This is a genomic window from Planctomycetaceae bacterium (assembly GCA_041398785.1).
Taxonomy (GTDB): Bacteria; Planctomycetota; Planctomycetia; order Planctomycetales; family Planctomycetaceae; genus JAWKUA01.
The window spans coordinates 175,367-186,602 of record JAWKUA010000002.1 but is presented as its reverse complement, the minus strand read 5'-3'; the positions used below and the strand labels follow the sequence as shown (position 1 = coordinate 186,602).

The following is an 11,236-nucleotide window of genomic DNA, read 5'->3' as shown; positions in this document are numbered from 1 at the left end:
CGCCTGCAGATTCTGCAACGCAGCGCGATGTCTGGTATACCGCAGGAGACAGCACAACAACGGCCGACTTTGCATTCGGTCGGCAGCTCAGCGGGAATTGCAGACGGCATCGGCCGAAGCGGCCGCCTAACGGAGGTGTTTGCAGGACTGCAGGCTTTCGATCAGCCGCGTCACGTCATCCGACGAGTTATACAGGTGAGCGGAGATTCTCAGGAATCGTCGTCCGTTCCAGGACGCCACGGGGATCTCGATGCGGTGAACGTCGCGAAGTTCGATCTGCAGCGGATCGGGATGGCCGTGGAAGCCGGGTTTCCAGTCGGCCGGTTGCGGCAGTTCCACGCTGCACATGCTGACGACGTTCTCGGGGTTCGGAGTACACAGCGGCCCCGCGCCATCGAGTTCCAGCAGTTGCCGGCGCGCTTCAAGCACCAGCGATTTCGCGTGTCGGCGAAACGCATCGAGCCCGATTCGCTGCAGGAATTCAATCGCAGCGGATATCGAAAGCAGCGGTGCCGGGTCGCGGGTTCCCAGCCAGTTGATTCGGTCCTGCCAGGATGCCGGTCGTCCGGCGATGGAGCCTCCCCAGCTTTCAATCGGGCATCGAACGGACGAATGATGTTTCGGATGCACCCACAAAAACCCGCTGCCGAACGACGCGCACAGCCACTTGTGTCCGCTGCCGCAATAGAAGTCGCAGCCGATGTCTTCCGGGCAGACGTCCAGCATGGCGATGGCATGTGGTCCGTCGATGGCGACGGCAATTCCCGAGTGCCGTGCTCGCTGACAGATTTCGGTCACCGGCAGAATTGCGGCGGTGGGTGACGTGATGTGACTGACGACAATCAGCTTTGTTCGATCGGTCAGGCAGCCTTCGATGGCGGTCAGAATACCGTCGTTGTCGAGCGGAAACGGCAGTTTTGCCGTCACCACACTTGCTCCGACCTGCCGGCAGCGACGCTGCCAGATGTTGCGAACGGCTCCGTATTCGTGGTCCGTCAGCAGTACCTGATCTCCTTCGGAAAGCGAAAAACTTTCGGCGACGATGTTCATGGCGAACGTCGCGTTGTCGATGAGTACCAGCCGGCCGGCATCGGTCTTCAGGAATCCGGCCAGCGCTTCGGCTGTCTGCGTGAGCTGTTCTTCCATCCGCTGACAGAAGAATTTCATCGGCTGCCGTTCCGCCTGAAGGGAGAACGCTTCGCGGGCGGCTCGCACTTCGATCGGTGACGGACCAAACGAGCCGTGATTGAGATACGTGACTTCCGGGTCAAGATCCCACAGTTCGCGATAGGGCGACATCATTAGGGCAGTTCCTGGGCTGTGTCGATCAGTTGGATATGCTTCCAGCGGCCGGATAGAAATCTCAGCAGCATGGCCGAACCCATCGTGGTGATATGAGCCGTGCAGCACAGCCACAGTTTGGTGATGCTGGCGGATTCGGACTGTACAACCAGCAATGCCGGAATCGTCATCACCAGCCAACTGCTGAACATTGTCAGCAGCATGGGAAACAGCGTGTCACCGGCTCCGCGCAGGGCTGACGAAAAGACGACCGCCAGAGCGTCGAATACCGAGTACACGGCGACAAACTGCAGCAGCAGGACGGCGGTCGGCAGGATCTGTTTCAGCGATTCCGTCTCCGGCGACGAGTCCCGCGCGAACAACTGAAACGGCTTCAGACTCATTTCCGGACACAGAATCAGCAGCACGCCGGCGCCGCCCGTCCAGACCAGCGCCATTCGAACGGCGTTCCACGTTGTCCGGATTGCGGCGGGCTGCAGCCCGGCTCCGATGTGGTGGCCGACCAGAGTCTGCACTGCCGTGCCGAATCCCAGCAGCGGAACAAAGATCAGCCCGTTGACGCTGAACGCCAGATTCGTCGCTGCCAAAGCATCAGCGTTCAGCGTGCCGACGATCAGCAGGAAGGCGGTGAATCCGCTGTTGTCGACGAAATAGTGCAACCCGCTGGGAAGACCGAACCGCAGGAATTTCCTTAACAGCCCCGAATCCGGTTTCCAGGTTTCCGGGAACGGAAACTTCGCGCGTTGATTCTCTCGGCGGATGAGGATCAGGTACGCCACGATTCCGGAGACGCGTGCCAGCACCGTTGCCAGCGCGGCTCCCCGGATTCCCAACTGAGGAAACGGACCGACGCCGTAGATGAAGACGTAATCGAGTGCGAAGTTGATGACGACTCCCAGCACATTTACCGCCATCACAACGTTCGTTCGTCGTCGGCCGCTGTAAAAGGTTCCCAGTGCTTCCGACGTCAGCAGGCCCAGACTTCCCAGGCACAGAACATTGAAGTAGCTCGATTCTTCACGGACGACCGACGCGGCATGACCGGTCAGCGACAGCACATCGTGCGTGAACGGGGTCAGCAGCGTCAGCAACAGACCGGAAATGATCGCCAGCCAGACGGCCTGCCAGACGGAAGCGGCGACGCGGCCGGGCCGCCCTGCTCCGTCGAACTGCGCGATGAACGTGTTGGCATACAGGATCATGCCCATCGGCACGCAGATCACGGTCCAGTGCAGCATCGACGCCGGTGTCACGGCCGCCAGAGCGTCGACGGAATATCCCGCCAGCATGATGCGATCGACGGCGCTCATCACCGACAATGACCCGGCGCTGATGATCAGCGGAAGTGACACGGCCAGAAGTTCGCGAAAGCTGCCGGCAGCGTGGTGCGGGTCGGAAGAAGATTCGGTCACAGGCAATGGGAAGTTGACTTGCGAGATTGTGCCAATGGGCGTCCGCCGCCGCTCGATTCCTCACAGGCTGCCGTGTCCGGAGGTTGGCAGGCCATTGTTCCGGACCGCAGAACGTTTTTCCGCGACTTCAGCCGTCGGCCGCAAAGAGATGCTGACCGATCCTCATTCCCAGCCAGACCAGAGTCAGACCGGCGACGACACTGACTCCGGCGTACAAAACTGCCGCGCCGGCGCGGTCGGTGCGCACCAGGTTGACGGATTCCAGTGAAAACGTGGAAAACGTCGTCAGCGATCCCAGCACGCCCGTCAGCAGACAGCGTTCCATCAGAGGCGTCATCCACCTGGCTTTGGCAGCGGCGGCGGCTACCAGAACACCTATGATGAAGCAGCCAAGCAGGTTCACGCACAGCGTGCCGACAAACGCCAGGCCCTGCGAAACGGATCGGCTGACCCATTCGGAGATGTAGAATCGGCTGACGGCTCCGACACATCCGCCGAGTCCGACCGCGAAAGGAATGGCAAGGTGATTCATCAGCTCCACTGGTTCGGCCGGTTGTTTGTGAAAGATGATTCGGGGTCCCGGGATCCCCGTGGATTCGGCTGGCATGAAATGGGGAATCTGAACTACCGAGTTTCGTCCTATGGTTTTGCGAATTTCCAGAGATGTCCGTCGCTGCGGATGTACAGAGCGTTGTTCGCAGCGGCCGGAGTGCTGAGGATCGTTTCTTCCAGATCAAGCTGTGAAACGATTTCTCCCTCTTCCCGGGTCGGCTTCACGACAATGGCCTGACCCGATTCGTTAAAGAAGTACAGGTGACCGTTGGATGCCAGGGGAGTGCCGCTGAACGGTCCCCGGAGTCTCATCTGCCAGAGCCGTTCACCGGACCCTGCGTCTCCGGCGGAAAGCGCTCCGGCACTGTTGACGGTAAACGTCATTCCGTCGGCGACGACCGGACTGTGCGTCGACGGGCTGAGGTCCGCGGCGTTCCAGAGTTCGCTGAAGCCGGCACCGTCCGGCTGCAGTGTTGTCAGACCGTTCGACGGGATGATGACCAGTCCGTCAGCAACCGTTGCCGACGACATGGTGGAGGCACCCTTGTTGAAGTTCCATACGACCGTGCCGGATTCCGGATCGACCGCGGCCAGTCCGGCCGACGACTGCAGCAGCGCCAGCGACGGTTGGTCACCGCTGCCCGGCAGGATCGCGGGTGACGACCAGTTTGCCTTTCGGGGACGGTCAATCTTCCATTTCGTTTCGCCGGACTGAGTATCGACTCCGATCGCGAATGCTTCGGCATCGCTTTCCACCTGAGCGATCACCGTGCCGTCGATCACGATCACAGACGACGCCATTCCAAGGCTGTTGCTGGCGTTGGGATATTCACTGCCCAGGCCGCGATACCACTGCAGGTTGCCGTTCAGGTCGACACAGATCAGGTCATTGCTGCTGTAGAATGCAAAGACCCGCGTCCCGTCACTGGCCGGAGTGGGCGCGGCGACGGATGTCTTTTCGTGACAGACCGTCCGTCCGGTGGCCTGGAACTGACGATCCCACTGCTGGTGTCCGGTTTCGGCATCGAAACTCAGCACATGCAGACGGTCCTGGTCGTATCCGGAACTTGCCGTCAGGATCACCTGATCGCCGATGATGATCGGCGCGGAAAGACCCCGACCGGGAAGATCAGCCTTCCACGCGATGGTTTCGCCGCTCAGTTCCGTCGGCAGTTCCTGGCCGACGGCAACGGAGTTCGCATCGTTACCGCGAAACTGCCGCCAGTCCGCAGCGCAGGCCGACTGCACCAGCGCCGGGCAGAGCACAATTGTCACGGCAAGCATTCTGATCCTGAACTTCATCGGTCAGCTTTCAATGTCACAAAGTTGCAGCCAGCCGGAAACGTGCGACCGCTGCCGACAGTGTATGAACAACCCGGCGGCTCACGTCCCGCGCGTGGCGGCAACCCCCATCGGGTTACTGGTATTGATTCCCTGTTGTCATCCCGTCACTGTTTCGGCAACACCGCCGAACCGGCGCTGTCACAGACTCGCAGTTGAAACTGGTACACCTGAGCCCAGTCGTCCGTCTGTTCGTTCTGGCAGACCTTGACCAGGATCGTGTTTGTTCCGGCATTCAGTTCGACGGGGACTTTGTACTGATCCATGCGAGTGCTGCGGTGATACTCCTCACGCTCAAACGCAAGCTTTCCGTTGACCCACAATTTCCAGGCATTGGGTGTTCCCAGTCGCAGCTCCACGGATTGCTTCCGGTCACTTTCAAAGCCGGTGGCCGCGTACATCACGGAACCCTTGTAGTTGCTGAGCTGTTTGGCGATGTCAATCAGACCGTAGTCGTCGTCGGTTGAGAGCGGTTCCCACGCAACGTCACTCAGTTGTCCCTTGTAGCGGGCGTCGAGCTTGACTTGTTCTTCCGGAGGATAGGCAACGGCGAAGCCCTTCATGTCTTTGTTGTCGAAGGGGCCGATCAGCATCCAGTCCGTCAGGAATCCAAAATGCTTCTGCAGATTGACCTGCTCTCCGGCGGCACGCAGTGCTTCGGTGATCTTTTTCACCTGATCGTCGTGGACGGCACCCTGCAGCGCTTTGCGAAAAAGAGCAACCGCCTTGGCCGGCTGATCCGAGGATTCGGCCTGCTGAATCAGCAGCGCGACGGCGTCACGGCGAAACTCCGCGGCGGGGTCCAGCAGCATCTGCGGAATCAATTCCGTGTCCAGGTCAGGATTCTGTTTCAGCAGCCATTCGTACGCCAGCCGCCGCGCCGACGGTGACTGCGACTCTGTCCGGATGAATGCCAGAATTTCCTGTTCGGGAAGTCTGCGGCCTGCTTTCAACTCTGCGTCGGCAATCGTTTCGAAGGCATTGCGAAGGTAGTTGCCCGCAAGCACCGACGAGCCTTCGAATGCGTTCAGGATCGGCAGAAGGCTGGAACTTCCGCTTTTTGTCAGTGATGCCAGCGCAGCGCGCGTGTCACTGGAACTGACACCCGCGCTGCCGGCGGTCCGAATGGTGTCGATGGCGGTCGCGGGGTTTTCCGCGGCTGTTGCGGCAGCCGGAAGCAGCAGCAGCATTGACAGTGGCAGGAGATACTTCATCTTCATAATTTCCAATCGATATGGTGGCCGGGGTTTCGGGATACTGCGACGAGACTGACACCGCGTTGCTGCCAGTCACATCTCTCTCCGAAGCGTTGAATTCCTGACAGACACGATGGAGTCCGGCGTTCACCGGCGACGCATTCCTTCGAATCAGCACCGTGTGGGTCGCCGTTTAGACGCGAATACCGGAGCCTGCCTATGGCTGCGTGCGTTTCACGATGTAGTGCCGAGTCTTAGGCTGATTCAGCTCGTAGATTTCGTTTTCGATCTTCCGGGCTTCGGCTTCCGTTTCCTTGATGGTGGCTTCCAGCGATTCCAGGCGTTTGCCGGCGGCTTCGATCTTCGGTGTCAGGTCCCTGACGACGTCGGCGTTGTCGGGATTCGCTGCCAGTTGCCGCTGCATTCTGGCCCAGCCCTGGAACGTGCCCCAGGTGTCACGCAGTCGTTTCAGCGGGCCGGTGTTTCGATCCCTGTTCCGCATCACGACCTGCATGGCCTGCTGATACTGCGGAGTCCGGTCGTTTTGCTGCAATTCGATGTGGTGTTCGAGAGCAATGTTGCGCCATGCGCCGACGACAGTGCCATCGATGGACAGTTCGTACTTCCCGCGATCAAGACCGTGTATTTCCAAAGCCTCACGGCTGGCCCTGGTACCCAGCTTCAGCATGTCCGCGCCGGATTGAGCTTCCGGCGGCACGACCCACGGCAGGCTGTCGGCAGTCCAGTCGAATTCCAGTCCGTCGTTCGTGCGTTTCAGGTTGCTGATGCTGCCGCCCTTCGCGGTGGCGTTCAGGCCGTCGCCTCCGGTCTTGGGCACGATGCGGATATTTGACAACTGCGATCTCAGCCCGAGATCCTCAATCATTGCGAACGCCATGACGAGCTGCCCCGGCGGATCGGGATGGACGCCGTCGCGAATCATCGTGAACGCCGCGTCGGTTTCACGCTGTTCCAGAGTCAGGTCGTTCAGCATGCTGAACATATCGACGTAGGACATGCCGCCTTCAATCGCCTGATCCTGCAGCCACCGACCATAGTACGCCAGCACGCTGTTGTACTGTTCCAGCATCGCCGCGCCACGAGGCCGGTTGCCCTTCGAGGACGCTCGCGCATCAAACATCGTCGGCGACATCAGAATCGGGATCGCTCCGCCGTCGCGAATCTCCATGATGAGTTGCGTCATGTCATCATGGTACGTCTGAAAGATTTCGGGATTGAACGGCTGATAGCGACCGTCGTTCATCCCCAGCAGAATTGTCACGTAGCGCGGCTTGTAATCCAGCACGTCGCGATGAATGCGCTGCAGCGCGTCCCAGGCCTGAGCACCGCCGATGCCGGCGTTATGAAAGTTGATGCGGCGATCGGGAAAACGCGTGTAGAGAAAGTCTTCGACGTACTGCGTGTAAAGCAACTGGTGAGTAATGCTGTCTCCCAGAAACACCAGCGTGTCACCGTCCTGAAGGTCGATTTTTGCGGGGATCGCCGGAGGCGCGGCGGCGTCTTCGGCACGGGCAGGCGTCGGCAGCAACCCGGTGCTGACGATCAGCACCACCGCGGCGCAAAGGAGCGAACCGATTTTGTCGAAGATCTGCATTTGTGACTCCGTGTTCGGCAGGAATTGCGGAAGGAAGGTGACCGGGGCGACACCGGCCCGCGTCGGATGGAATCAGCGGCCGGGTTTCGCGTTCAGGCGGCGGCAGCCGGCAGCTAGGCTACGCGAAGACAGTGAACTCGCGTGCCGGAAGATCGTCCCGAATTCGAAGCCGTTTTGCCAGCGACAGGGAGCGATCCGGTGACATTCGGCGCATCCGGATTCGCGACTTCGGCGATGCCACGGAGGATTCCCATGAAACGCCTGCTATGCCTTGGCCTGATTCTGTTCTGTTCGACGGGTTGCCAGTCGATCCTGCATGAACTGCAGCCGCACCGACTGTGGCGATGGAACTACCAGGAACCGCCGGGACGGACGGACGGCGTCTACTATTCCATCGACGATCCGCTGGATCAGCCGGTGCCGAATTGTGCGGACGCCTCGGCCATCGATGCGGGTGATGCGCCGGCCGGGGAAGAATCCTGAACTCGCGAGTCGGCTGTCTGCCGGCACCGAATGCCCGAGTTTCCATGCGTGCGCCCGTCGTCGTCATTCCAGCCGATCATCCACCGATGGTGGGTCGTTCGAAGTACCTGGACCGGCTTCGCGAATTCGCCGACGTCCGGCTGTTTTCGGACAGGCCGGATGACGATTCCGAGATGCTGCGGCGGCTGCGGGATGCGGACGTGCTGTTGAATTCCCGCAGCGCCGTCAGGGTGTCCGGCCGTCTGCTTGGTGAACTTCCGAAGCTGAAGATGATTGCCGTCTGCGGCATCGGGTACGATTCGATCGACATCGACGCGGCGACGCGGCACGGGATTGTCGTCAGCAACATTCCCGGACGCACGGCGACCGTTGTGGCGGAACATGCGTTCGGGCTGATGCTGGCGGTATCGCGACGAATGGCGGCCATGACTGAACGGCTCCGGCGCGGTGAATGGTCGGGCGACCTGGGGATTTCGCTGATCGGAAAGCAGCTCGGTGTCGTCGGCACCGGCAACATCGGCTGCGAAATGATTCGTCTGGGCCGGGCCTTCGGAATGACGGCGGCTGCCTGGTCGTTTCATCCGGATGCCGCCAAATCGCAGCGGCTCGGCTTTCGCTTCCTGGAATTCGATGAGCTGCTGTCGACGTCGGATGTTGTCAGTCTGCATGTGCGGCTGAGCGACCAGACTCGCGGCCTGATCGGTGCCGCTGAACTTCGAAAGATGAAAGCGACCGGAATTCTGATCAATACCGCTCGCGGACCGATTGTGGACACCGCAGCGCTGGCATCCGCACTGCGGCGCGGTGAGCTGTTCGGGGCGGGCGTCGATGTTTACGACGCCGAACCGATCGCCGCGGACCACCCGCTGCTGTCATGCGACAATGTCGTCCTGACTCCTCACAGCGCCGACCAGACTCCGGAAGGTCTGGATCTGCTGACGCTGGGCTGCGTCGAAAACATCCGAGCCTGGCGCAGCGGGTCGCCGACAAACGTCGTCAATCGATTTTAGCGGCGCCGATCAGGCGTGCGCTGACGCGGTCCGGGGCGACAGTTCGCCGCCGCGTTCCCGGTCTATTCCGCCAGTTCCAGAATCGCTTCGATCTCAACGGGAATGTTTCCCGGCAGCGAACCCATCCCGACAGCGCTGCGCGCCGCACGACCGTTTTCGCCCCAGATTTCGACCATCAGATCACTGAACCCGTTGATGACCTTCGGGTGATTCCGGAAATCGGCTGTGCTGTTGACCATTCCCAGCACTTTGATGATGCGTTTGACGCGGTCAAGACTGCCAAGTTGCGCTTTGATCGTGGCGAGCATCGTCAGCCCGACCGTTCGAGCGGCTGCGATTCCTTCAGCTTCGCTCAGGTCCGCGCCGACTCGACCTGTCAGAAGTTTTCCATCCGTCCCGACGGGCCCCTGACCGGAGACGTATGCCAGTCCGCCGACGATTACCACCGGACTATAAGTGCCGGCCGCCGCCGGAGCCGCGGGCAGTGTCAAACCGAGTTCCTGAATGCGTGCTTCGATACTCATCAGACTGCGTTTTCCGGGTTGGGACGAAATTGAAAGTTGCGGTGATCCGGCTTGCCGGAGCCACCGTTGATCGGTAAAGCAGATTGTCCGGCATGATCGCTGCCGAACCGTTTTTCGGTCAGGGGTGATGGTAGCCGGTCGGTCGACTGGTGCAATCCATTGCGTGCGTTGCGAATCGGGAACGGCAGCCTTTACAATTGCGGCACGGCATCCGCATCGCGGGTGCTTCATTTGGAGAACTCTTCCAGAGGCAAATCATGATGACGGCATTTGAAACTGTGACTTTGCTGGCGCAGATTGAGGCGGAAGCACCAGCCGCCGGAGATCCGGGTTTCGGCATGATGCTGTTGCTGGGGTTTCTGGTCGTGTTCGGCTTCTTCATGCTGATTTTTCTCGGCATGTTCGCTTCCGTGGCGTCGCTCTGGTTTCGTGCGTTCATGTCGGGTGCCGTGATCGGGCCGCTGCAGATGGTGGTGATGAAGCTGAAAAAGGTGAATCCGAATGTGATCGTGGACGCCCGAATCATGGCCGTCCAGGCGGGTCTGAAGGGAGTCACCACCAACAATCTGGAATCTCACTATCTGGCTGGCGGAAACGTGCCGATCGTGGTGCGAGCACTGGTCGCCGCGGAAAAAGCCAACATCGAACTGGACTGGAACACGGCGTCTGCCATCGACCTGGCCGGTCGCAACGTGCTGGAAGCGGTCCAGACCAGTGTGAAGACCAAGGTCATCGACTGTCCCGATGCGACGCGTCACGGTCGTTCAACGCTGGACGGAGTCGCTCGCGACGGCATCCAGCTAAAGGCGCGAGCCCGCGTGACCGTTCGCACAAACCTGGGCCAGTTGATCGGCGGAGCGACGGAAGAAACCGTGATTGCTCGCGTGGGCGAAGGAATCGTGTCGGCGATCGGATCGTGCGAAACTCATAAGGAAGTGCTGGCGAATCCGATGCTGATCGCCCGGACCGTGCTGAACAAAGGCCTGGATTCGCATACAGCCTACGAGATCGTTTCAATCGATATCGCCGATATCGACGTCGGCGACAACGTGGGCGCGAGACTGCAGGCGGATCAGGCGGAAGCCGACGTTCGGATCGCACGCGCGAAGGCGGAGGAACGACGTGCTCAGGCGGTCGCTCAGGAACAGGAAATGCGAGCCCTGACGCAGGAAAACCAGGCTCACGTTGTGCTGGCGGAAGCGGAGATTCCCAAAGCCATGGCCGACGCCTATCGCGGGAAGTCTGCGGGCCGCGTCCACGTGATTAAACCCGCTGCAGTAACTTCAATGCAAGTCGTGCCGAAGTGTCATTTCGACGAATGCACGCGCGGGCCGGTCGGAATTCTTCGCGTGACAAAGCTGACCGCTTCATGCCGACGGCAAGTTTGTGTTGTCGGTCCGCTGTGCAAAGTCACCGCTTGAGAACCGCCGATTCGCGGTTACACTTGTTCCACGTCAAACGCGCGTTTCGGTATGCAGGAGGTTCCCGAAATGCCCGCCACCTTTGCCAGTACGAGGCACTGACGTCTCAGAATTTCCCTCGGATCTGAAACGCCATGAATGAACTCCTGAACATTGAACTGACCAGTCACGAACGAGACGTCCTGCTGCGTGGACTGCGATTTGTCCGCCGTTCCGTCATGTTGCAGACGCGTGAACCATCCGCGACCGACGATGAAGTCCGCAGCGGCATACTGGATGAAATTCAGATGCTTTCCCAGAGGCTGGAAGCCAGCGACACGCTGACCGCGGCCGGTGCCTGAACGGCTCACGCGCTCCCGGATTCTGATAGACTCCCCGGC

General features: G+C 60.3%; 11 protein-coding genes. 4 read left to right on the top strand and 7 right to left on the bottom strand.

The genetic code is table 11. The features are described 5' to 3' along the window. Positions 1-126: 126 nt before the first annotated feature. From R3C19_02925 to R3C19_02900, 6 genes are all read right to left on the bottom strand, one after another. Positions 127-1,302: an aminotransferase class V-fold PLP-dependent enzyme gene (locus R3C19_02925; protein MEZ6059295.1), complete on the bottom strand. Its 1,176-nt coding sequence runs from the start codon at positions 1,300-1,302 to the stop codon at positions 127-129. Continuing rightward, positions 1,302-2,714 (bottom strand): MATE family efflux transporter, encoded by a 1,413-nt coding sequence (locus R3C19_02920; protein MEZ6059294.1) that lies wholly within the window; start codon positions 2,712-2,714, stop codon positions 1,302-1,304. Before R3C19_02920 ends, R3C19_02925 begins: the two co-directional genes overlap by 1 nt. Before the next feature lie 127 nt (positions 2,715-2,841). After that, positions 2,842-3,321, bottom strand: coding sequence for a fluoride efflux transporter CrcB (gene crcB / locus R3C19_02915; protein ID MEZ6059293.1), 480 nt, complete (start codon positions 3,319-3,321; stop codon positions 2,842-2,844). 32 nt (positions 3,322-3,353) lie between these two features. Then, positions 3,354-4,568 (bottom strand): PQQ-binding-like beta-propeller repeat protein, encoded by a 1,215-nt coding sequence (locus R3C19_02910; protein ID MEZ6059292.1) that lies wholly within the window; start codon positions 4,566-4,568, stop codon positions 3,354-3,356. Between the two features lie 146 nt (positions 4,569-4,714). Continuing rightward, positions 4,715-5,821: a hypothetical protein gene (locus R3C19_02905; GenBank protein MEZ6059291.1), complete on the bottom strand. Its 1,107-nt coding sequence runs from the start codon at positions 5,819-5,821 to the stop codon at positions 4,715-4,717. A gap of 199 nt (positions 5,822-6,020) precedes the next feature. After that, positions 6,021-7,418: an SGNH/GDSL hydrolase family protein gene (locus R3C19_02900; protein MEZ6059290.1), complete on the bottom strand. Its 1,398-nt coding sequence runs from the start codon at positions 7,416-7,418 to the stop codon at positions 6,021-6,023. Between the two features lie 252 nt (positions 7,419-7,670). Between R3C19_02900 and R3C19_02895 the strand changes: the two genes are divergently transcribed. Continuing rightward, the gene (locus R3C19_02895; protein ID MEZ6059289.1) at positions 7,671-7,901 is read left to right on the top strand and encodes a hypothetical protein; all 231 of its coding nucleotides are present in this window, start codon (positions 7,671-7,673) and stop codon (positions 7,899-7,901) included. Positions 7,902-7,945: 44 nt separating this feature from the next. Next, positions 7,946-8,911, top strand: a complete 966-nt coding sequence (locus R3C19_02890; protein ID MEZ6059288.1) for a 2-hydroxyacid dehydrogenase — start codon at positions 7,946-7,948, stop codon at positions 8,909-8,911. 62 nt (positions 8,912-8,973) lie between these two features. On the opposite strand, the gene R3C19_02885 is transcribed toward R3C19_02890, so the two are convergent. After that, positions 8,974-9,435 (bottom strand): RidA family protein, encoded by a 462-nt coding sequence (locus tag R3C19_02885; GenBank protein ID MEZ6059287.1) that lies wholly within the window; start codon positions 9,433-9,435, stop codon positions 8,974-8,976. 338 nt (positions 9,436-9,773) lie between these two features. Here R3C19_02885 and floA point away from each other — a divergent pair, with 338 nt between their 5' ends. Together floA and R3C19_02875 are read left to right on the top strand one after the other, a co-directional pair. Further along, positions 9,774-10,856, top strand: a complete 1,083-nt coding sequence (gene floA, locus R3C19_02880) for a flotillin-like protein FloA (GenBank protein MEZ6059286.1) — start codon at positions 9,774-9,776, stop codon at positions 10,854-10,856. 134 nt (positions 10,857-10,990) lie between these two features. After that, positions 10,991-11,197: a hypothetical protein gene (locus R3C19_02875; protein MEZ6059285.1), complete on the top strand. Its 207-nt coding sequence runs from the start codon at positions 10,991-10,993 to the stop codon at positions 11,195-11,197. Positions 11,198-11,236: the final 39 nt, after the last annotated feature.

Bases quoted from the DNA above. Each gene is read 5' to 3' on its own strand.
- crcB (MEZ6059293.1), bottom strand. From the start codon at position 3,321: ATGCCAGCCGAATCCACGGGGATCCCGGGACCCCGAATCATCTTTCAC.
- R3C19_02895 (MEZ6059289.1), top strand. From the start codon at position 7,671: ATGAAACGCCTGCTATGCCTTGGCCTGATTCTGTTCTGTTCGACGGGT.
- R3C19_02905 (MEZ6059291.1), bottom strand. From the start codon at position 5,821: ATGAAGTATCTCCTGCCACTGTCAATGCTGCTGCTGCTTCCGGCTGCC.
- R3C19_02890 (MEZ6059288.1), top strand. From the start codon at position 7,946: ATGCGTGCGCCCGTCGTCGTCATTCCAGCCGATCATCCACCGATGGTG.
- floA (MEZ6059286.1), top strand. From the start codon at position 9,774: ATGATGCTGTTGCTGGGGTTTCTGGTCGTGTTCGGCTTCTTCATGCTG.
- R3C19_02900 (MEZ6059290.1), bottom strand. From the start codon at position 7,418: ATGCAGATCTTCGACAAAATCGGTTCGCTCCTTTGCGCCGCGGTGGTG.
- R3C19_02875 (MEZ6059285.1), top strand. From the start codon at position 10,991: ATGAATGAACTCCTGAACATTGAACTGACCAGTCACGAACGAGACGTC.
- R3C19_02885 (MEZ6059287.1), bottom strand. From the start codon at position 9,435: ATGAGTATCGAAGCACGCATTCAGGAACTCGGTTTGACACTGCCCGCG.
- R3C19_02925 (MEZ6059295.1), bottom strand. From the start codon at position 1,302: ATGATGTCGCCCTATCGCGAACTGTGGGATCTTGACCCGGAAGTCACG.
- R3C19_02910 (MEZ6059292.1), bottom strand. From the start codon at position 4,568: ATGAAGTTCAGGATCAGAATGCTTGCCGTGACAATTGTGCTCTGCCCG.